The sequence below is a fragment of the Stenotrophomonas sp. HMSC10F07 genome (assembly GCF_001807895.1).
GTDB lineage: Bacteria > Pseudomonadota > Gammaproteobacteria > Xanthomonadales > Xanthomonadaceae > Stenotrophomonas > Stenotrophomonas sepilia.
Genome location: NZ_KV791324.1, coordinates 1 through 20,627, shown reverse-complemented (window position 1 = coordinate 20,627; position 20,627 = coordinate 1). Strand labels below are relative to the sequence as shown.

Below are 20,627 nucleotides of genomic sequence, written 5' to 3'. Positions count from 1 at the left end.
TCATGAGGTTGCCGGCCAGCGGCCGGCACTACCGGCGCATGGCGTGGCGTCTCACCGGCTCGGATCGCGCTCCGGGCTGGGCCGCTTGGCCAGCTTGCGCTGCAGTGAGCGCCGGTGCATGCCGAGCAGGCGTGCGGCCGCTGACACGTTGCCGCCGGTCTCGTGCATCGCCTGCTGGATGTGTTCCCATTGCAGGCGGCTGATCGGCGTCATCGCATCGGGCACTTCCATTTCGCCATCGTCGGCCGGGCCGTCGTCCTCCTCACCGAGGGCGCGCAGGATCATCGGCACCGTGGCCGGCTTCGGCAGGTAATCATCCGCGCCCAGCTTGATCGCCTCCACTGCGGTGGCGATGCTGGCATAGCCGGTCACCAGCAGGATGCGCATGTCCGCGCGCAGTGCGCGCAGCGGCTGGATCAGCGCCAGGCCGGAATCGCTGCCCAGCTTCAGGTCGATCAGCGCGAACGCCGGCGGATGCTGGCGGGCCAGTGCCAGGGCACTGGCGGCATCCTGTGCGGTCTGTGTTTCCAGGCCCTTGCGGGCCAGGCTGCGCTGCAGGGTGCGCAGGTACAGCTCGTCGTCGTCGACCAGCAGACCAAGGGTTGAGGCGCTCATGGGGTTTCCTCGCGTGGGGCCAGCGGCAGGCGGAAGCCGACGCGGCTGCCGGCCCCCTGGGCCGGGCGCATCCACATCTCGCCGTCGAGGCGTTCGATGGTGGCATGGGACAGGGCCAGGCCGACGCCCATGCCCTCGCTCTTGCTGCTGCCGAACAGCTTGCCCGGCAGCACGGCGGCACGGGCGTCGAAACCATGGCCGTAGTCGCGTACTTCGCCGATCAGGTCGTCGCCCTCGATGCGCAGGTCCAGGTCCACGCGCGGCCGGCCGGCCTTCTCGCCGGCATCGGCGGCATTGTTGAGCAGGACCATCAGCAGGTGGCCTACGCCCGGGTCGAGTGGCAGCCGCAGCGGCGCATCGTCGTTGCGATGCAGGTCGATGGTCGGTCGCACCAGGCGCCATTGCTCCAGCACCTGCTGGGCGCTGGAGTGGCTGCGACCCGGTGCATCGGCCGAAGCCGGGGCGGCCAGTGCCAGCACGCGCTCACGGCACTGCACCAGCAGCTCGCGCAGGGTTTCCATGTCCTCGCGCACTTCCGGCTCTTCGCTGCGCTCGGCGACGTCATCGGCGAGCAGGGTCATGGTCGCCAGCGGTGTGTTCAGCTCATGTGCCACCGAGGCGGCATGGGTGGCCAGGGCGACGATGCCCTCGTTGCGGGCGAAGCGCTCACGCAGCGCCGACAGTTCCAGTTCGCGCTCCCGCAGGGCCAGTGCCAGGCGGGTGGAGAAGGCCAGCACCACTGTGGCGGAAATCAGGAAGTTGGCGACCACGCCCCAGCGATTGAGGTCCTGAGCGCGGAAGTAGCCGTCCGGCAGCGCCTGCCCGAAGATGCCGCTGGCGGCGTAGCCGAGCAGGCAGGCCAGCGCGACCGCCAGTGCCCAGCGCAGGGGCAGGGCGAACGCGGCCAGCGCGATCAGGATCAGGAACAGTGAACTGAACGGGTTGGCCATGCCGCCGCTCCAGCCCACCATCCAGGTCAGGATGATCACGTCCACCAGGATATGGCCGAATGCGGTCAGCGGCGCAGTGTCGGCCGCTTCCGGGCGCAGCTGGGTGTAGACGTTGAACAGGGCCAGCACCGCCACGCCGGCCCACAACGGCAGCTGCGGCAACGGCAGGCCCAGCACCCAGGTCGCGACCAGGATGGTGGCGGCCTGGCCGCCTACGGCAAGCCAGCGCAGGCTGCACAGGGTACGGAGAAACGGGGCGTCGGGACCGGTCATTCACGCTCATCGTATGCGTTCATGCGTGTACATGCCTGCGACAATCGGCCGCAGCCGTGCCGCAGGCTGAATGCGAGTCACCCCGAATGCGGGAGTGGGCGGTAGAATGCGCCCATGCACGACGCCGTCACCCGCCCGACTCCCCCCTCCGATGCCACCGCCTGGCCCCGTCGCCAGACCCATGCCGTCCAGATCGGCGGGGTCACCGTAGGCGGCGGCAAGCCGGGGGGGGTGCAGTCGATGACCAACACCGATACGTCCGACGTGGCCTCCAGCGTGAAGCAGGTGGCCGAGTTGTGGCGTGCCGGCTCGGAGATGGTGCGGTTGACCGTCAACACCGTGGAAGCCGCTGCGGCCATTCCGCGCATCGTCGACAAGCTGGCGATGATGGGTATCGATGTACCGCTGATCGGTGACTTCCACTACAACGGCCACCAGCTGCTCACCGCCGAACCGGCATGTGCGGAAGCGTTGGCCAAGTACCGCATCAACCCGGGCAATGTCGGCTTCGGCAAGAAGAAGGACCTGCAGTTCGCCCAGTTGATCGAGTTCGCGATCCGCTACAACAAGCCGGTGCGCATCGGTGCCAACTGGGGCTCGCTGGACCAGGCCCTGGCGGCCAGGCTGATGGACGAGAACAACCTGCGTGAGCAGCCCTGGGACGCCGGCCGCGTGCTGCGTGAGGCGCTGATCCGTTCGGCGCTGGATTCGGCCGAGCAGGCCGTGGAACTGGGCCTGCCGCGCGATCGGATCGTGCTGTCGGCCAAGGTCAGTGGCGTGCAGGAACTGATCGCGGTGTACCGCGACCTGGCCCAGCGCTCGGACTTCGCCCTGCACCTGGGCCTGACCGAAGCCGGTATCGGCAGCAAGGGCATCGTCGCCTCGTCGGCAGCGCTGAGCGTGCTGCTGCAGGAAGGCATCGGTGACACCATCCGCATCTCGCTGACCCCGGAACCGGGCCAGTCGCGCACGCAGGAAGTGATCGTCGCCCAGGAACTGCTGCAGACCACCGGCCAGCGCGCCTTCACGCCGCTGGTCACGGCCTGCCCGGGCTGCGGCCGCACCACCTCCGAGTTCTTCCAGGAACTGGCCAAAGTGGTGCAGAACCACGTGCGCGAGAAGATGCCGCTCTGGAAGATCCACCACCCGGGGGCGGAGAACATGACCCTGGCGGTGATGGGCTGCATCGTCAACGGGCCGGGTGAGTCGCGCCATGCCAACATCGGCATCTCCCTGCCGGGCACGGGCGAGACGCCGGCAGCACCGGTATTCGTCGATGGCGAGAAGAAGGTGACCCTGCGTGGCGACAACATCGCCCAGGAGTTCGTCGCCCTGATCGACGATTACGTCGAACACAAATATGTCCGAAGCGCCGGATAAGCCTGCGATCCTCGCCGCTCCGGAGTCGGCCTCCGGTTTCCGCCACTGGATGGCGCGCAACGCCTGGCGCCTGGTCCTGCTGTTCGGTGGCGTACTGCTGCCGTTGGCGGGCTTCGTCGCCCTGGCTGACGAAGTGCACGAATTTGAATCGTTCCATTTCGATGCGCCGCTGCTGTGGCAGATGCATGGCCTGCATTCGCCATGGCTGGACCGCTTCTTCGTGCTCATCTCGAAACTGGGCTACGAGTGGTTCCTGATCCCTGCTGACGTGCTGATCATCGGTGCGCTGCTGGGCTACCGGCGCTGGCGCGAGGCGACCTTCGTCGCGGTCAGTTTCGTGGGATCGGCGTTGCTGAACATGGGCAGCAAGCACTTCTTCCAGCGCCCGCGCCCCAGCCTGTGGGAGTCGATTGCGCCGGAATCGACGTTCAGCTTCCCCAGCGGGCACGCCATGGGCTCGATGACCCTTGCCGCGACCCTGGTGCTGCTGGCCTGGAATACCCGTTGGCGCTGGCCGGTACTGCTGCTGGCGCCCCCGTTCAGCCTGCTGGTGAGCGTCTCACGGGTCTATCTGGGCGTGCATTATCCCTCGGACATCCTGGCCGGATGGTGTGCCGCGCTGGTTTGGGTGGTAGGGTGCTATCTGGTCATGTTCAGTCGCCGGCATCCTTGGCGACGTCGGGATTCGCCGCCAGCGACGGCCAGCGAAGCATCATCACAGGGGGGTGACGTGGATGACCCTTCCGAGGCGTCTACGTAATAGATCAGTTGTTTCGTTGCAGCAGGTTCTGCAAGACAGGGGGCAAGCACAACGCGCGTTACTGTGATGCGCAAGGCAGAACGCCTGGATCGCGTCCCGAACGCGCTTGCAGGGGTATCGGCGCCCTGCCTAGCTTGACCTGCAATGGCCGCATTCGAAGAGGCACGTGAATGACGATTCGAGTCTACCTGGTGGATGACCATGCGCTGGTCCGCACCGGGATGAAGATGATCCTGTCGGGGGAGACCGACATCGAGGTGGTGGGCGAAGCCGAGACGGGGGAAGACGCACTGCGCGACGTCCGCCAACTGTTGCCGGACGTGGTGCTGTGCGACCTGCACCTGCCCGGTGTGAGTGGCATGGAAGTGACCGAGCGCATCGTCCGCAGCCACCGCAACACCCGCGTGGTGATCGTATCGGTGCTGGAAGACGGGCCGCTGCCGAAGCGCTTGCTGGAGGCGGGGGCCGCGGGCTACATCGGCAAGGGCTGCGATGCACAGGAGCTGCTGCGCGCGGTGCGCGATGTGGCCATGGGCCGTCGCTACCTGGGCACCAGCATCGCGCAGAACCTGGCACTGTCGACGGTGGAGGGCAATGGATCGCCGTTCGACAGCCTGTCGCCGCGCGAACTGGAAGTAGCCTTGCTGCTGACCCAGGGCCTGCGCCAGGAAGACATCGCGCGGCGCCTGAGCCTGAGTGCGAAGACGGTGAACACGCACAAGGCGCGGTTGTTCGAGAAGATGGGGATCCACGACAACATCGCGCTGGCGCGCATGGCCAGCCAGTATGGGCTGGTGGATCCGGCGCGGCCGTTGTAAGGGTTTCGGCCAACGGCTGGGCCCCTCGCGGTGGTGGTGCGGTTGGATTTCTGGGGTTGGCCCTGCGGAGGGACCGCGCAGGGGACGCCGTGAATCCATCCTTGGGACTCGGGCGCGCCGTCCATGGCGCGTACGCCCCTGCGCAATCCCTCCGCAGGGCCACCGACAGTTTCCGTGCGCCGCCACCGCGGAATGAAGATTGAAGAGCAGGAGCGGGTCGCGCGCTGTGCGCGCTCGCAGCCTGGCGTCGGATCCCTTTCCCGGCGGGAAAGGGATCTGACCCCGATCTACATGTCAGTGGCCGCGCACGCGCTTGATGATCTTCGCGGCGTCGGCGGCGCTGGCGCGCACCTTGTCCCATTCGCCGTCGGCAATCCAGTTGCCCGGCACCATCCACGAACCACCGATGCAGACCACGTTCTTCTGCTCGAGGTACTCGGCGGCGGTGTTCTCGGTGATGCCGCCGGTCGGGCACAGCCTGAGGTCGGCAACCGGGCCGGCCAGTCCCTTGATCATCGCCAGCCCGCCCACGGCTGTGGCCGGGAACAGCTTGCACACGCGGAAACCGCGGGCGTAGAGCGACAGCAGCTCGGTCGGCGTCGCCGCACCCGGCACCACCGGCAGCGGCGCAGCGGCAAGTGCATCAGCCAGCGCCGGCGGCGTCCCCGGGGTCACCAGGAAGTCAGCACCCGCATCGATCGACTGCTGCATCTGCTCCACGGTCAGCACCGTACCGGCACCCACCACCACGTCCGGCAGCTCGCGCTTGAGCATTGCCAGCGCTTCCATCGCCACCGGCGTGCGCAGCGTCAGCTCGATCGCCGGCAGACCACCTTCCAGCAGCGCCGCACTGACCGCTCGCGCCTGGTCCAGCGTATGAATCGTCACCACCGGCAGGATGCCCGCCCCATGCAACAGCTCCGCCGCCTTCACCTGATGTTGTTCGATACCCATAGCTCTGCTTCTGCCTTTGCTTTCGAATTTGATTTTCAATGATCACTTCGCGGCATTGATGCGCCGGAGAGTGGGATGCGGCGGAGGGCAGGCCGTCGCCAGGACCGTTCGCGCCATGGATGGCGCGACCGAGCCTACAGGGACGTATTTACGGCGTGTCCTGGCGACGGCCTGCCCTCCGCCGCCACCCGCAAACTGACCGCCGCGGCAAACCCACAACGCTCTTCAACCTTCAGGCGTCCTTCGCCTCATGCGGCGCCGCCGCCGCTGCGGCATCGTGCCCCAGCTCATACTCCGCGTCGTACTCCCACGGCCCGCCATCGGCCGCCGCCGGCCCGCACGAAATCGAAATCGCGCCCTGGTCGGCCGGGCCCACCACGCGACGGTTGATCGCGAACAGGTTGCGGCCCAGGTCATGCGCGGCCGGCGCGGTGTTCGGCGCCAGCGAACGTGCTGCCCATTCCGCCGCGTCCACCAGCACTTCCAGCGTGCCGGCCTCGCCGTCGAGGCGGATCATGTCGCCCTCGCGGACCTTGGCCAGCGGGCCACCACGCGCCGCTTCCGGCGTCACATGGATGGCCGCCGGGATCTTGCCCGACGCACCGGACAGGCGGCCGTCGGTGACCAGCGCCACGCGCCGGCCCTGGTTCTGCAGCAGGCCCAGCAGCGGTGCCAGCGAATGCAGTTCGGGCATGCCGTTGGCACGCGGGCCCTGGTAGCGCACCACCGCCACGAAGTCCTGCGGCAGCAGGCCACCGGCGTGCAGCTTGTTCAATACCTGCGGTGCATCGACCACCACCGCAGGTGCTTCGATCGTCCGGTACTGCGGTTTCACCGCCGACAGCTTGATCAGCGACTTGCCGAGGTTGCCACGCAGCAGGCGCAGGCCACCCTGGAGCTCGAACGGATTGTCGACGCCACGAACCACTTCGTCATCGGCGCTGTGTTCCAGGCCCGGCAGGTAGACCAGCCGGCCGTCACGCAGTTGCGGCTCGCGCGCATAGTCGGCCATGCCGCCACGCGCGACGCTGACCAGATCGCCGTGCATCAGGCCCGCCTTGATCAGCTCGCCGAACACGAAGGCCGGGCCGCCAGCGGCCGCGAAACGGTTCACGTCGGCCTCGCCGTTCGGGTAGACACGGGCCAGCAGCGGAATCAGCTGCGACAGTTCGTCGAAGTCGTCCCAGGTCAGCACGATGCCGGCCGCACGCGCCACCGCGATCCAGTGGATGGTGTGGTTGGTCGAACCGCCAGTGGCCATCAGCGCGATGACCGCGTTGATGATCGCGCGCTCGTCGATGATCCGGCCCAGCGGGCGGAAGTCGTCGCCCAGTGCGGTGATGTCCAGCGCGCGTTCGGTTGCCTCGCGGGTCAGGGCGTCGCGCAGCGGCGTGCCCGGATTGACGAACGATGCGCCCGGCAACTGCACGCCCATGGCTTCCAGCAGCACCTGGTTGGAGTTGGCCGTGCCGTAGAAGGTGCAGGTGCCCGCACCGTGGTACGACGCGGACTCGGCTTCCAGCAGCTCTTCGCGGGTGGCCTCACCGGCGGCGTAGCGCTCGCGCACTTCGGCCTTCTGCTTGTTCGGGATGCCCGGGGTCATCGGGCCGGCCGGTACGAACACCGCCGGCAGATGGCCGAAGGCCAGCGCACCGATCAGCAGGCCCGGCACGATCTTGTCGCACACGCCGAGGTAGACGGTGGTATCGAACATGTCATGGCTGAGGCCGATGGCCGTGGCCTGGGCAATGACATCGCGCGAGAACAGCGACAGCTCCATGCCACCACGGCCCTGGGTGACACCGTCGCACATCGCAGGGACGCCGCCGGCGACCTGTGCGGTGGCGCCCAGCTCGCGGGCGATGTCGCGGATCTGTTCGGGATAGGTCTCGAACGGCTGGTGGGCCGACAGCATGTCGTTGTAGGCGGTGATGATGCCCAGGTTCGGCGTCACGCCGCCGCGCAGGCGGCTCTTGTCGGTGCCGCCGCAGGCGGCGAACCCGTGGGCGAGGTTGCCGCAACTCAGGCGGCTGCGGAACGGGCCCTCACGCAGGGAGGCATCGATCGCGGCCAGATAGGCGGCGCGCGAGGCAGCGCTGCGGCGGATGACGCGCTCAGTGATGGCTTGCAGTTGAGGATGGAGGCTCATTGGCTACCGGCGTTCATGGTGGCGAGAGGCAAGCGGCGGCACGGCGCCGCCGCCGACATCAATCAGCCCAGTGGACGCGCAGGCGCGCGCCTTCCAGGTTGATCGCATTGAGGATCGGATACTGCTGGGCATCGTTGCTGTCCAGCGCCTGGCGCAGTACCTGCAGCTTCTGCTTGCCGCGCAGCAGCAGCAGGCGCTGGCGGCACTGGCGCAGGCCGTGCGGGGTCAGCGTGATGCGCAGCGGCCACTGGTTCGCGCCTGGGCAGCCGGTGGCATCCAGCGCGGCATAGGGCAGGGTGCTTTCCAGTGCGCGTGCGAGGTCTTTCGAGCCCGGGAACAGCGAGGCGGTGTGCCCGTCGTTGCCCATGCCCAGCGCTACCAGGCTCGGCGGCTGGCTGTGCTGCGCCTGCAGGTTGGCGGTGTACACGCATTCGGGCAGTGGCTTGCCGATCCGTACCAGCGGATCGAAGTGGGCGCCCTCGGTGCGCTTGAGCAGGTGCTCGCGCACCAGCCAGGCGTTGCTGTCGCGATCCTGCGGCGACAGCCAGCGCTCGTCGGCCAGGCTCACTTCAACACGGTCCCAGTGCACGTCCAGCTCGGCCAGTGCCTGGTAGACCGGGGCCGGCGTGGTGCCGCCGGACAACAGGATGCGGGCGCGGCCCACTTCATTGATGTCGTGGTTGAGGGTGCGTGCCATCTCAGCGGCCACCGCTTCGATCCAGCCGTCGGCGTCGCCGTGCTGGATGAACTCGATGCGGTCGTCGTGGAAGCTGGGGTTCATGCGGCAACTCCTGGTGCGTCACGTTCGGCGTCGGTGGCATAGGCGGCGGCGCCCAGCAGTCCGGCGTGGGGATGCATCACCGCCAACGAGGGCACGCGCGCCATGATCGAGGAGAAGCGGCCCTTGTGTTCGAAGCGCTGGCGGAAACCGGAGTGCTGCAGCGAATCGAGCATCTTCGGGGTCAGGCCTCCGGTCAGGAACACGCCATCCCAGGCGCCCTGGGTGAGCACCAGGTCACCGGCGATGGCGCCGAACACGGCGCAGAACACGTCCACGGTGCGCATTGCCTGCGGATCACCGTGAAGGGCACGGGCGGTCACGTCCACCGGCTGCAGCTGGCCCGGGTCGATACCGGCCATCTCGCACACGGCGCGGTGGATGTTGACCAGGCCGGGGCCACAGATCAGGCGCTCGTTGGAGACGCGGCCGAACTGTTCGGACAGGATCTCGAGGATGCGGATCTCTTCCGGAGTTCCCGGCGGGAAACTGACATGGCCGCCTTCGGTTTCCAGCGGATAGCAGCGGCCGTGGCGCATGATCAGGCCGCCCACGCCGAGGCCGGTACCCGGCCCGATCACTGCGTAGTTGCGCGGCTGGCCCGGCTTGCCCGGAACCCAGGCGGCACCGCCGACCTGGACCACGTCCTCGGGCTGCAGCAGTGAGATCGCCATCGCCTGTGCGGCAAAGTCGTTGATCAGGTGCAGTTCGTCGAAACCGAGCATCGCTGCGGTGCGGTTGCGCGAGATCACCCACGGATGGTTGGTGATGCGCGCTTCATCGCCATCAACGCGACCGGCCACTGCGAACACGCCGCGGCTTGCGCTGGCGCCGATCTGTTCCAGATGGTGGCGCGCGGCATCACCCAGCGAAGGGAACTCCGCCACCGCGTATTCGCGGATGCTGTCCTTCCGCAGCGGCGCGTCCTGCGAGGTATCGGCCAGGGCGAAGCGGGCGTTGGTGCCGCCGATGTCGGCCACCAGCACCGGCTGCGAGCTGGCGCTCATGCCGAAGCTCCGCTGTCCGGTGCGTCCACGCCCTGCGGCAGGAACTCGCCGGCATTGCTCGGGCCCCATTGGCCGGCGGGGTAGGGCTCCAGCGGCAGCTTGGCGTCCTTCCACGCGTCGGCGACGCTGTCGATCCAGGCCCACGCTGCACGCACTTCGTCGTCGCGCACGAACAGCGTGTGATTGCCATTGAAGGCATCCAGGAACAGGCGCTCGTAAGCGATGCGGCGATGCAGGCCGGTTGGCACTGACAGTTCCAGTTCCAGCGGATGCAGTTCCAGCGCGCCCCATTCCGGGCCGGCCAGGCTGCTCATCAGGCCCAGTTCGATGTTTTCCTGCGGCTGCAGCTGGAACACCAGGCGGTTCGGTGCGGCCTGCGCGCGCTGCGGGCGCTCGAACAGCCAATGGGTGACCGGCTTCAGCGTGACCACCACGCGGGTGGTGCGCTCGGGCAGGCGCTTGCCGGTGACCAGATGGAACGGCACGCCGCTCCAGCGCCAGTTGTCGATATGCGCGGTGACACCGGCGAAGGTTTCCACGTCGCTGCCTTCCGGCGGCTGGTAAGCCTGCGCCGGCTGGCCGTTGATGGTGCCGGCGGTGTAGCGGCCGCGGATGCTGTCACGCGCGGCGTGCTTCGCGTCGAGCGGGCGAAGGGCGCGCAGCACCTTGACCTTCTCGTCGCGGATGCGGTCGGCTTCCAGCGACGCCGGCGGCTCCATCGCCACCATGCACAGCAGCTGCAGGATGTGGCTCTGCACCATGTCGCGCAGCGCGCCGGAGCGGGCGTAGTAGGCGTCACGGCCGTCCACGCCTTCGCTCTCGGCCACCAGGATGTGCACCGATTCGATGTAGTTGCGGTTCCACACCGCTTCCAGCAGCGTATTGCCGAAGCGCAGCGCGATCAGGTTCTGCACTGCCGCCTTGCCCAGGTAGTGGTCGAGGCGGAACACGCGGTCCTCGTCGATCCACTGGCCGATGGTGCTGATGATTTCCTCGGCGCTCTCGCTGTCGCTGCCGATCGGCTTCTCCAGCATCAGGCGTGCCGGCGCGGCGAGGGCGCCGCCCTTGGCCAGGCCTTCGCAGGTGGAAATGTACAGGCCCGGCGGAATGGCGAGGTAGCTGACGCACTTGCGGTGCACCAGGTCGGAGACCGCAGCGGCAACCGAGTCGACGTCGCGCAGGTCCACCGAACGGTAGTCGATGCGGCGCAGCAGGGCAGCGATGTCGTCCTGCGTGGCCATCGGCATGGCCTGCTGCAGGCGCGGCCGCAGGATGTCATGGAAGGCTTCGGTGTCATGCCCGGACAGGGCCAGTGCGCGGATGCGGAAGTCCTCCGGCAGCAGGCCGTCGCCAAGCAGGCGAAGCAGCGAAGGGAACAGGTAGCGCTGGGCCAGATCACCTGTGGCACCGAACAGGAAGAGGGTGTCGTGCATCGCTCGAGTTTCAGATCCGGGTGACATCGTTGTCAATCGCTTCATGGCTGGGTTCGGGGGACATCCGCGCAACTGCCTGTCCGAGGTTCGTCAGGGGCGATCTCCGGGGTTGCGGAAGACCGTTCCATTCGAAACCACTACCTCGGCGGAACCTTCGTTCAACCGCCGACGCAGATCGGTGCGCACCGATCATCGGATAGTGCCACGTGAAAACGTTTACATGGCAGAATGGGCAACTGTATTCGATTGCAGTGCTCGCCGTCATGCGGCAGGCGCGCAATCATCACTGCCATCGGGAGGGCCGAGGCAGTCCCAAAAGACAGCCCGGCTTCGGGCGGACCGGATAGGTGATATGGCAAAAGTGCAGTTGCAGGGTGTGCGCAAGGTCTATGACAACGGCCAGGTCGCGGTGAAGGACGCCACCTTCGAGGTCGCCGATGGCGAGCTGATGGTGCTGGTCGGTCCGTCCGGCTGTGGCAAGTCGACCCTGTTGCGGATGGTGGCGGGCCTGGAAGAGATCAGCGGTGGCACGCTGACCATTGGTGATCGCGTGGTCAACGACGTGGCGCCGAAGGATCGCGACATCGCCATGGTGTTCCAGAGCTACGCGTTGTACCCGCACATGACCGTGGCCGAGAACCTGGCCTTCGGCCTGAAGCTGCGCGGGCATGACAAGGCAACAATCGACAAGCGCATCGCCGAAGCCGCGCAGACGCTGGGCCTGACCGAGATGATGGACAAGCTGCCCAAGGCGATGTCCGGTGGCCAGCGTCAGCGCGTGGCACTGGGCCGGGCGCTGGTGCGCGAGCCGGCGGTGTTCCTGCTCGACGAGCCGCTGTCCAACCTCGACGCCAAGCTGCGCCACAGCGTGCGCACCGAGATCGCGCAGCTGCACCGCAAGCTGGGCACCACCATGATCTACGTGACGCACGACCAGGTTGAAGCGATGACCCTGGGCCAGCGCATCGTGGTGCTGAAGGACGGCATCATCCAGCAGATCGATACGCCGATGGCGCTTTACGATCGCCCGGCCAACCTGTTCGTGGCCGGTTTCCTCGGCAGCCCGGCGATGAACGTGCTGCGCGGCACGCTGCAGGGCGATGCCGGCGGCGTGAGCGTGGTCGACGGCGAATGGCGTGCCCCCCTGGGCCAGGCGACGATCGATCCGGCATGGCTGCAGAAGCCGATCGCGGTGGGCGTGCGCCCGGAGCACCTGCAGCCGGCGGCTGCCGATGATGCGCATGCATTCACCGCGCGCATCGAAGGCATCGAACCGGTCGGCAACGAGATCTTCGTCAACATGAGCAGCGGCCAGCACGCGCTGACCATGCGCGTGGCACCACAGTCGCTGCCAGCAGTGGGCGAGCAGATCCGCGTGGCGATTCACCCGCAGGGCCTGCATTTCTTCAACCCGGAAACCGGCGAGCGGCTCTGATTCTGTAGAGCCGAGCCCATGCTCGGCTACTTCGTTGCAGTGCGGACCAACGGTCCGCACCCACCGGGTCGGTCAGTAGATCCACGCCATGCGTGGATGAGGGCGCGTCAGATTCAGCGGGCCAGGCCATCCAGCAGCGGCACGCGCCGCGCAATGGCATCACCCACCTGCAGCTCGGCGTCGCCAGCCTCCAGCGGCAGCACCGCCAGCGCCAGGTCACCGGCTACGCTGGCGATCGTGCCCAGCGTCGCGCCGTCCTGCAGCACGCCATCGCCGGCCTGTGCCGGTGCCGCAGTATGCAGCAGCTGCACCGCGCGCTTGGCCTTGCCGAGGAAGTGGGTGCGGGCGACGATCTCCTGGCCCGGGTAGCAGCCTTTCTTCACGCTGTAGCCATTCAGGCGGTCCAGGCCCAGCTGCTGCGGGGTCCACACTTCGCGCTGGCTTTCGTCCAAGCGCGGCAATCCATAGCGCAGGTCGGCCTGGCGCCAGGCGAGGGCGAAGGCGGCCTCATCGGTTTCGCTGCCGGATGCACCGGCATCCGCCGCCCCGATGCGCAGGGTGCGCGGCAGGGCATCGCTGCCCAGGTCCAGCTCCCAGCCGTCACCTGCAGCGTGCGCGATCGCGGCGCCGCTGGCAGCCTCGGGCGCAGTGAACGCACCGGCCACGGCCAGATCGCTGCGCACCTGTACCTGCACCTTGCGACGGAACACGAAGCGCTGCAGTTGCGACGCAATCGCATCGGCATCGCCGTCGGCCAGCACCAGCATCACGTGATCGTCGGCCAGCCGGAGCAGCTGGAACACTGCCAGGGTACGGCCCTTGGCAGTCAGCCAGGCGCTCCACTGCCAGTGCAGCAGGGGCAGGGCGGTGACATCGCTGCTGAACTGGGCGTGGGCGAAGGCGGCCGCATCCGGGCCCTGCAGGCTCAGCAGCTGGTGGCCGGGCAGGCGCGGATATCCGACGAAAGCAGGGGGCAGGTTGTCAGGCACGTGAACGAGGTCTAAAATTTGTGCGTTGCGAGACCGAACATGATAGGCCAAACAACCCCCACTCCCGACGACGAATCTGAAGCCCCGCTGGTCCCCGCGGCACCCGTGCCCGTGGAACAGGAAAAAGCAGAGGAATTCGGCGGCCGCGGCGGACTTGATCCGGTGCGGTATGGCGATTGGGAGAAAAACGGACGCTGCATCGATTTCTGATCAGCATTGAGCCAACGCGGCCGCGTGCCGCCCAGCCGAGACAACGAGCCCAGCGAATGGCGACCAGACAACGCCCACTTTCCCCGCACCTTCAGGTGTATCGCTGGCAGATTCAGATGGCCACCTCGATCCTGCATCGAGCCACTGGCATCTTTCTGTCTGTTGGTGCCCTCATCATCGCTGCCGGCCTGCTGGCCCTGATGATGGGGCCCGAGTCCTGGAACTGCTTCACCGGCCATGCCGGGGCCTGGTATGGCCGCGTGTTCCTGTTCGCGTGGACATGGTCGTTCGCCTATCACCTGTGCAATGGCATCCGCCATGTGGTGCAGGACTTCGCCATCGGCTTCAGCATCCCTGCCTTCATCCGCAGCAGCTGGCTGTCGGTCATCGGCAGCCTGGTGATCACCCTGCTGGTGTGGGCCTATGTGATGTTCGGAGGTGCCGCATGAGCAAGTTCCGTACCCCGCTGAAGAACGTGCGCGGCCTGGGCTCGGCCAAGACCGGCACCGAGCATTTCGTGCACCAGCGCCTGACCGCCGCCGCGCTGGTGGTGCTGGGCATCTGGTTCCTGGTCTTCGTACTGGGCCTGCTGGGCTCGGATTACGCGACCGCCGCCGCCGCCGTGGCCAAGCCGTGGAATGCAGTGCCGCTGATCGGCCTGCTGATCGCCATGTTCTGGCACGCGCAGCTCGGCATGCAGGTCGTGCTGGAAGACTACATCCACGAATCGCTGCTGGCCCTGGTGCTGCAGACCGCGGTGAAGTTCGTCGCCGTGCTCGGCATGATCGTCAGTGTGTTTGCGGTGGGCCGCATCGCCCTCGGCGTTGCCTGAGCCCAGGCACCTACACAGGAATCCAGATTAGATGTCCGCTTACAAGATCACCGAACACAAGTACGACATGGTCGTGGTCGGCGCCGGCGGTGCCGGCCTGCGCGCCACGTTCGGCCTGGCCGCCAAGGGCCTGCAGACCGTGTGCCTGACCAAGGTCTTCCCGACCCGTTCGCACACCGTCGCCGCCCAGGGCGGTATTTCAGCCGCACTCGGCAACATGGGCGAGGACGACTGGCGCTACCACTTCTTCGACACCATCAAGGGTTCGGACTGGCTGGGTGACCAGGACGCCATCGAGTACATGTGCCGTGAGGCCATCCCGGCCATCATCGAACTCGAACACTACGGCGTGCCGTTCTCGCGCACCGCCGAAGGCAAGATCTACCAGCGTCCGTTCGGTGGCATGACCACCAAGTACGGCGAAGGCCCGGCGGCGCAGCGTACCTGCGCGGCGGCCGACCGTACCGGCCACGCGATGCTGCACACCCTGTACCAGCAGTCGCTGAAGCACGATGCGCGCTTCATGATCGAGTACTTCGCGCTCGACCTGATCTTCGACGACGAAGGCGCCTGCCGCGGCGTGCTGGCCCTGGACATGTCCGATGGCACGCTGCACCTGTTCCGCGCCCAGGGCGTGGTGCTGGCCACCGGCGGCTACGGCCGTGCCTACTTCAGCGCTACCTCGGCGCACACCTGCACCGGCGACGGTGGCGGCCTGGCCATGCGTGCCGGCATCGCCATGCAGGACATGGAGTTCGTGCAGTTCCACCCGACCGGCATCTACGGCGCCGGCTGCCTGATCACCGAGGGTGTCCGCGGTGAAGGCGGCATCCTGCGCAACAGCAGCGGCGAGCGCTTCATGGAGCGCTATGCACCGCACTACAAGGACCTTGCCTCGCGCGACGTGGTCAGCCGTTCGATGACCATCGAGATCCGCGAAGGCCGCGGCGTCGGCGAGCACAAGGATCACATCCTGCTCGACCTGACCCACCTCGGCCCGGGCGTGATCGACGAGAAGCTGCCGGGCATCGCCGAGAGCGCCCGCATCTTCGCAGGCGTCGACGTGCACAAGCAGCCGATCCCGGTCATTCCGACCGTGCACTACAACATGGGCGGCATCCCGACCAACTACCACGGTGAAGTGGTGCAGAAGGTCGGCGACAACGACAACGCCGTGGTGCCGGGGCTGTACGCCATCGGCGAAGCGGCCTGCGTGTCCGTGCACGGCGCCAACCGCCTGGGCTCGAACTCGCTGCTCGACCTGGTGGTGTTCGGCCGTGCGGTGGCCAACCGCTGCGCCGAGACCATCAAGCCGGGCGCCGCGCACAAGCCGCTGCCGGCCGATGCCTGCGACAAGGCGCTGGGCCTGCTGGACAAGCTGCGCCACGCCAACGGCGATACCCCGACCTCGGTCATCCGCGACCGCATGCAGCGCACCATGCAGGCCGACGCGGCCGTCTTCCGCACCAGCCAGACGCTGAAGGAAGGCTGCGAGAAGATGGATAAGATCTTCGACTCGTTCCAGGACGTGAAGGTCTCCGACCGTTCGCTGGTCTGGAACTCGGACCTGATCGAGACCTACGAGCTGAACAACCTGCTGCTCAACGCGGTGGCGACGATCAACTCGGCTGAACAGCGCAAGGAAAGCCGTGGTGCGCATGCGCACGAGGACTATCCGGACCGCGACGACGTCAACTGGCAGAAGCACACCCTGGTCAGCGTCGACGAGAAGGGCAAGTGCAGCTTCGACTACCGTCCGGTGCACATGTACACGTTGACCGACGACGTGTCCGTGGTGCCGCCGAAGCCGCGCGTGTACTGATCCGACCCCGCCTACCATGCAATCCGCGCCCACGGGCGCGGGCCGCCTGAGCCAACGAGAGCAGCCATGGCCGAGTTTTCACTCCCCAAGAATTCCAAGATCACGAAGGGCAAGCACTTCCCCGTCAAGAACGGCGGCAAGAATGTGCGCACCTTCAAGATCTACCGCTGGAGTCCGGACGACGACAGCAACCCGCGCACCGATACCTATGAAGTCGATCTGGACGCCTGTGGCCCGATGGTCCTGGACGCCCTGATCAAGATCAAGAACGAGATCGACCCGACCCTGACCTTCCGCCGCTCCTGCCGCGAAGGCATCTGTGGTTCGTGCGCGATGAACATCGACGGCACCAACACCCTGGCCTGCACCCGAGCCATCTCGGACTGCGGCAAGAAGGAAGTGCCGATCTACCCGCTGCCGCACATGAACGTGGTCAAGGATCTGGTTCCGGACCTGACCCACTTCTACGCGCAGTACGCCTCGATCAAGCCGTGGATCCGCACCCAGACCCCGGCACCGCCGGACCGTGAGCGCCTGCAGTCGCCGGAAGACCGCAAGAAGCTCGACGGCCTGTATGAGTGCATCCTGTGCGCCTGCTGCTCGACCAGCTGCCCGAGCTACTGGTGGAACGGCGAGCGTTACCTGGGCCCGGCGATCCTGCTGCAGGCCTATCGCTGGATCATCGACTCGCGCGATGAGGACACCGGCGCGCGCCTGGACGATCTGGAAGATCCGTTCAAGCTGTACCGCTGCCACACCATCATGAACTGTGCCCGGACCTGCCCAAAGGGCCTGAACCCGGCGCTGGCGATCGCCGAGATCAAGAAGCTGATGATGGAGCGCCGCGCCTGATACACGGCGCAGGGTAGATGCATGACCCCAGTAGAGCCACGCCATGCGTGGCTTTGCTGTATCTGGAGAAGCACGATGGAAGACGATGTCCTGCTGAAGAAGCTGCGCTGGCGCTGCCGCCGCGGCATGCGAGAACTGGACCAGCTGTTTGGCCGCTACCTGGACCACGAATGGCGCACTGCGCCGACCGAAGAGCGCGAGGTTTTCCTGTTCCTGCTCGACTGCGAGGACGATAAGTTGTGGCGCTGGTTCATGGGCTATGAGGCCTGCCCGCATGCGCACGCGATCCCCCTCATGCAGAAGATCCTCGCCCTCAAGCCTTGAGTGGCGCCCCTCGCGGCTGCAGGCCGCCGCCCAGGTCGTGGTGCTGCTGGCCGCCCCCTGGTTGCTGCGTGCCTCCGATCTGCCTGCGCGGCTGCTGATGCCCGCGCTGCTGCTGGCCTGGGGCGTCGGGTTGGCCGAACTGGCCTGGCGCCAGCGCCGGCCGCGCGTGCAGGTGCTTCTGCCTCCGCTTCCCGGGCCACTGCAGGTGGCCGGGCGGGACATCGATACGCCAAGGCTGGTGGTGCGTGGCCCATGGCTGTTGTTGCTGTGGCGTGAGGATCGGCGCCGCCGGCGCCTGCTGTTCTGGCCGGATGTGCTCGATTCCGGGCAGCGACGTGAACTGCGACTGGCCGTGGCCGCACGCAGCGTTTCCCGTCAGCCCCGGTCGATGGCACCATAAGCTGAATTGACCGGCGTGCCTGCATGTTCAAACCCATTCCCGTGGCCATTGGCCTGCGCTACCTGCGCGCCAAGCGCCGCAACGGCTTCATCTCCTTCATCTCGATGGCATCGATCCTGGGCATCGCGCTCGGCGTTACAGTGCTGATCACCACTCTGGCGGTGATGAGCGGTTTCCAGAAGGAAATCCGCAGTCGCCTGCTGCAGATGACCGCACACACCACCATCAGCCGCGACGGTGAACCGATGCCGGACTGGATGCGCGTGGTCGATGTCGCCCGCAAGGATCCGCGCGTGGCGGGTGCCGCGCCGTACATCGAGATCCAGTCGATGATCAGCGGCCCGCGCGTGCAGGGTGCGATCATCCAGGGCATCGATCCGGCCCTGGAGCCGAAAGTCTCGGTGATCGACAGGAAGGTCACCAAGGGCAGCTATGACAGCCTCAAGCCGGGCAGCTTCAACCTGCTGCTGGGCAAGGAGCTGGCGATCTGGCTGGGCGTGGACGTTGGCGACCAGGTGCTGGTGACTTTTGCCGAAGTGCAGGGTACGCCTGCCGGTGCAGTACCACGGATGAAGCGCTTCACCGTCAGCGGCATCTTCGAGGCCGGGTACAACGAGGTCGATCGCGGCGTCGGCTTCGCCAACATGCAGGACCTTGAGCGCGTGCTGCGTAGCGACGGCGCCACCGGCGTGCGGCTGAAGCTGCACGACATGGACCGTTCGCTGGAAGTGGGCGTGGACCTGGCGCAGAGCCTCGGTGGCGCCTATCGCGTGAGTGACTGGACGCAGCAGAACGCCAATCTCTACCACTCGCTGCGCATGGAGAAGGTGGTGATGGGCATCCTGCTGTCGCTGATCATCGCCATGGGGGCCTTCAACCTGGTGTCCTCGCAGGTGATGCTGGTGACCGACAAGCAGGCCGACATTGCCATCCTGCGCACCCTGGGCCTGACCCCGGGCGGGGTGATGCAGGTGTTCATGGTGCAGGGCTCGTTGATCGGCATCTTCGGCACGCTGGCCGGCCTGATCGGTGGCATCACCCTGACCCTCAACCTGGAACGCATCCTCGGCGCCATCGAGAGCGTGTTCAACGTCAAGCTGCTGCCGGAGGATGTGTACTACATCACCGGCCTGCCGACCGACATGCAGACCGGCGACGTGGTGGCGATCACCGTGGTCGCGCTGCTGATGAGCTTCCTGGCCACTCTGTATCCCGCCTGGCGGGCAGCACGCACCCAGCCGGCGGAGGCCCTGCGTTATGAATAAGGTCGTCAACCGCGGCGATGAAGTGATCCGCGCCGAAGCGCTGGGCAAGACCTATGCCGAAGGGCGCATGCAGACGCCGGTGTTCGATGGGCTGGACCTGACCGTGACTGCTGGCGAGACGGTGGCGATCATCGGTGCCTCCGGTGCCGGCAAGAGCACGCTGCTGCACCTGCTGGGCGGCCTGGACATTCCGACTGCCGGCGAAGTGTATGTGACCGGCCAGCGCATGTCGGCGCTGTCGGATACCGCGCGCGGTCTGCTGCGCAACCAGGCGCTGGGCTTCGTCTACCAGTTTCATCACCTGCTGCCGGAATTCACCGCGCTGGAAAACGTGATGATGCCGGTGCTGCTGGCCGGCACCGCCGTGGCCGAGGCGAGCAGCCGGGCGACCACGCTGCTGGAAGCGGTCGGCCTCGGCCATCGCCTGGACCACAAGCCGGGCGAGCTGTCCGGCGGCGAACGCCAACGTGCCGCAGTGGCGCGTGCGCTGGTCAACCATCCGGCCTGCGTGCTCGGCGACGAGCCGACCGGCAACCTGGATGACCGCACCGCCGGCACCGTGTTCGAGCTGATGCTGGAACTCAACCGCGCGCGCCATACCAGCCTGGTGCTGGTGACCCACGACCGCAGCCTGGCGCGGCGCCTGGACCGGGTGCTGGAGCTGCGCGAAGGCCGCCTGCACGCGCTGGCCCACGCCGACGTCTGAGCGCTGGGACCGCTTTGGTAGAGGCCGGCCTTGGTCGGCTGCTCCTGCAGGGCAAGCGCCAACCAGGGTTGGCGTCTACCGTGGTCCGGCCAGTAGCCGCCGACCGGCGGCTGAATGGGGCGCGAGCCGTCGCGCCGGCGTTGCCAGCCCAGGCGCATGATGGCGACAGTTCCCCGAGGAGATCGCCATGAAGACCCCGATCCTGATGGCCGGACTCTGCCTGGCACTGGCCGCCTGTGCGACGACCGGCCGGCTCAGCAGTACCGAGAAACTGGATCTGTACCGTGCCCACGCCGGCGCGCCGCAGAACGACATGCAGTTCTTTGGCAGCCTCAATGGCTGGACCGAGCTGGGCGACAGTGCGCTGGCGGTGTGGACCCGTCCCAGCGAAGCCTATCTGCTGGAGCTGAATGGTCCCTGCCAGGACCTGCCGTATGCGACCGCCATCGGTCTGACCAGCAGCATGGGCCGTGTGTCGTCGCGCTTTGACAAAGTGCTGGTGCGCGACCCCACCGGCGGCCCGCGCCTGCCGTGCTTCATCAACAGCATCCGCAAGCTGGATGTGAAGGCGCTGCGCGCGTCCGAGCAGGAGCTGCGCCAGGCGCAGGTGCAGGAGCGCGAGGAATCCGGGAAATAAACGGGTAGCGCCGGGCCATGCCCGGCGGATGCCTGGAC

The 20,627-nt window shown here is 67.0% G+C and carries 22 protein-coding genes; 14 read left to right on the top strand and 8 right to left on the bottom strand.

Going from position 1 to position 20,627, the window contains the following annotated elements:
- Window positions 1–51 precede the first annotated feature (51 nt).
- Both HMPREF3114_RS02070 and HMPREF3114_RS02065 read right to left on the bottom strand, forming a co-directional pair.
- Complete coding sequence (locus tag HMPREF3114_RS02070) at window positions 52–615, bottom strand: response regulator transcription factor (RefSeq protein ID WP_005409063.1); 564 nt, start codon at window positions 613–615, stop codon at window positions 52–54.
- Entirely contained in the window at window positions 612–1,838 is a 1,227-nt protein-coding gene (locus HMPREF3114_RS02065; protein ID WP_049414674.1) for an ATP-binding protein, read from the bottom strand. The genes HMPREF3114_RS02070 and HMPREF3114_RS02065 overlap by 4 nt, the downstream gene beginning before the upstream one ends.
- A gap of 114 nt (window positions 1,839–1,952) precedes the next feature.
- Between HMPREF3114_RS02065 and ispG the strand changes: the two genes are divergently transcribed.
- From ispG to HMPREF3114_RS02050, 3 genes are all read left to right on the top strand, one after another.
- Window positions 1,953–3,218 (top strand): flavodoxin-dependent (E)-4-hydroxy-3-methylbut-2-enyl-diphosphate synthase, encoded by a 1,266-nt coding sequence (gene ispG / locus HMPREF3114_RS02060; RefSeq protein WP_070488927.1) that lies wholly within the window; start codon window positions 1,953–1,955, stop codon window positions 3,216–3,218.
- Window positions 3,199–3,978, top strand: coding sequence for a phosphatase PAP2 family protein (locus tag HMPREF3114_RS02055; RefSeq protein WP_053500045.1), 780 nt, complete (start codon window positions 3,199–3,201; stop codon window positions 3,976–3,978). The genes ispG and HMPREF3114_RS02055 overlap by 20 nt, the downstream gene beginning before the upstream one ends.
- A 170-nt stretch (window positions 3,979–4,148) precedes the next feature.
- A complete protein-coding gene (locus HMPREF3114_RS02050; protein ID WP_005416124.1) occupies window positions 4,149–4,796 on the top strand; it encodes a response regulator in 648 nt (215 codons plus the stop codon).
- A gap of 294 nt (window positions 4,797–5,090) precedes the next feature.
- Here the strand turns inward: HMPREF3114_RS02050 and eda are convergent, their stop codons facing one another.
- The 5 genes from eda to zwf all read right to left on the bottom strand — a co-directional run bounded on the left by eda (window position 5,091) and on the right by zwf (window position 11,117).
- Complete coding sequence (gene eda, locus HMPREF3114_RS02045) at window positions 5,091–5,750, bottom strand: bifunctional 4-hydroxy-2-oxoglutarate aldolase/2-dehydro-3-deoxy-phosphogluconate aldolase (protein WP_053500043.1); 660 nt, start codon at window positions 5,748–5,750, stop codon at window positions 5,091–5,093.
- Window positions 5,751–5,982: 232 nt separating this feature from the next.
- Complete coding sequence (edd, locus tag HMPREF3114_RS02040; protein ID WP_053500556.1) at window positions 5,983–7,899, bottom strand: phosphogluconate dehydratase; 1,917 nt, start codon at window positions 7,897–7,899, stop codon at window positions 5,983–5,985.
- A gap of 58 nt (window positions 7,900–7,957) precedes the next feature.
- Complete coding sequence (gene pgl, locus HMPREF3114_RS02035; protein WP_049413491.1) at window positions 7,958–8,680, bottom strand: 6-phosphogluconolactonase; 723 nt, start codon at window positions 8,678–8,680, stop codon at window positions 7,958–7,960.
- The gene (glk, locus tag HMPREF3114_RS02030; RefSeq protein ID WP_005416128.1) at window positions 8,677–9,684 is read right to left on the bottom strand and encodes a glucokinase; all 1,008 of its coding nucleotides are present in this window, start codon (window positions 9,682–9,684) and stop codon (window positions 8,677–8,679) included. Before glk ends, pgl begins: the two co-directional genes overlap by 4 nt.
- Window positions 9,681–11,117, bottom strand: coding sequence for a glucose-6-phosphate dehydrogenase (zwf, locus tag HMPREF3114_RS02025; protein ID WP_005416129.1), 1,437 nt, complete (start codon window positions 11,115–11,117; stop codon window positions 9,681–9,683). The genes glk and zwf overlap by 4 nt, the downstream gene beginning before the upstream one ends.
- A gap of 352 nt (window positions 11,118–11,469) precedes the next feature.
- Between zwf and ugpC the strand changes: the two genes are divergently transcribed.
- On the top strand, window positions 11,470–12,552 hold the full coding sequence (gene ugpC, locus HMPREF3114_RS02020) for an ABC transporter ATP-binding protein (protein ID WP_053500554.1): 1,083 nt from the start codon (window positions 11,470–11,472) through the stop codon (window positions 12,550–12,552).
- Between the two features lie 113 nt (window positions 12,553–12,665).
- On the opposite strand, the gene HMPREF3114_RS02015 is transcribed toward ugpC, so the two are convergent.
- Window positions 12,666–13,541, bottom strand: coding sequence for a CAF17-like 4Fe-4S cluster assembly/insertion protein YgfZ (locus HMPREF3114_RS02015; RefSeq protein WP_053500552.1), 876 nt, complete (start codon window positions 13,539–13,541; stop codon window positions 12,666–12,668).
- A gap of 39 nt (window positions 13,542–13,580) precedes the next feature.
- Here HMPREF3114_RS02015 and HMPREF3114_RS20435 point away from each other — a divergent pair, with 39 nt between their 5' ends.
- The 10 genes from HMPREF3114_RS20435 to HMPREF3114_RS01970 all read left to right on the top strand — a co-directional run bounded on the left by HMPREF3114_RS20435 (window position 13,581) and on the right by HMPREF3114_RS01970 (window position 20,589).
- Window positions 13,581–13,751 carry a DUF1674 domain-containing protein gene (locus HMPREF3114_RS20435; protein ID WP_005409075.1) on the top strand — a complete coding sequence of 57 codons (171 nt, stop codon included), beginning with the start codon at window positions 13,581–13,583 and terminating at the stop codon, window positions 13,749–13,751.
- Window positions 13,752–13,807: 56 nt separating this feature from the next.
- Window positions 13,808–14,200, top strand: a complete 393-nt coding sequence (gene sdhC / locus HMPREF3114_RS02010) for a succinate dehydrogenase, cytochrome b556 subunit (RefSeq protein WP_005416132.1) — start codon at window positions 13,808–13,810, stop codon at window positions 14,198–14,200.
- Window positions 14,197–14,583, top strand: a complete 387-nt coding sequence (sdhD, locus tag HMPREF3114_RS02005) for a succinate dehydrogenase, hydrophobic membrane anchor protein (RefSeq protein WP_005409077.1) — start codon at window positions 14,197–14,199, stop codon at window positions 14,581–14,583. Before sdhC ends, sdhD begins: the two co-directional genes overlap by 4 nt.
- 31 nt (window positions 14,584–14,614) lie before the next feature.
- Window positions 14,615–16,405: a succinate dehydrogenase flavoprotein subunit gene (sdhA, locus tag HMPREF3114_RS02000; protein ID WP_014036803.1), complete on the top strand. Its 1,791-nt coding sequence runs from the start codon at window positions 14,615–14,617 to the stop codon at window positions 16,403–16,405.
- A gap of 66 nt (window positions 16,406–16,471) precedes the next feature.
- Complete coding sequence (locus HMPREF3114_RS01995) at window positions 16,472–17,257, top strand: succinate dehydrogenase iron-sulfur subunit (protein WP_005409079.1); 786 nt, start codon at window positions 16,472–16,474, stop codon at window positions 17,255–17,257.
- A gap of 75 nt (window positions 17,258–17,332) precedes the next feature.
- Complete coding sequence (locus HMPREF3114_RS01990; protein ID WP_005416134.1) at window positions 17,333–17,581, top strand: FAD assembly factor SdhE; 249 nt, start codon at window positions 17,333–17,335, stop codon at window positions 17,579–17,581.
- On the top strand, window positions 17,532–17,981 hold the full coding sequence (locus tag HMPREF3114_RS01985) for a hypothetical protein (protein WP_053500550.1): 450 nt from the start codon (window positions 17,532–17,534) through the stop codon (window positions 17,979–17,981). The genes HMPREF3114_RS01990 and HMPREF3114_RS01985 overlap by 50 nt, the downstream gene beginning before the upstream one ends.
- Window positions 17,982–18,004: 23 nt before the next feature.
- Complete coding sequence (locus HMPREF3114_RS01980; RefSeq protein WP_053500548.1) at window positions 18,005–19,246, top strand: lipoprotein-releasing ABC transporter permease subunit; 1,242 nt, start codon at window positions 18,005–18,007, stop codon at window positions 19,244–19,246.
- Window positions 19,239–19,952 carry a lipoprotein-releasing ABC transporter ATP-binding protein LolD gene (gene lolD, locus HMPREF3114_RS01975; RefSeq protein ID WP_032954095.1) on the top strand — a complete coding sequence of 238 codons (714 nt, stop codon included), beginning with the start codon at window positions 19,239–19,241 and terminating at the stop codon, window positions 19,950–19,952. The genes HMPREF3114_RS01980 and lolD overlap by 8 nt, the downstream gene beginning before the upstream one ends.
- Window positions 19,953–20,139: 187 nt before the next feature.
- Window positions 20,140–20,589: a DUF6491 family protein gene (locus HMPREF3114_RS01970; protein ID WP_053500546.1), complete on the top strand. Its 450-nt coding sequence runs from the start codon at window positions 20,140–20,142 to the stop codon at window positions 20,587–20,589.
- Window positions 20,590–20,627 lie beyond the last annotated feature (38 nt).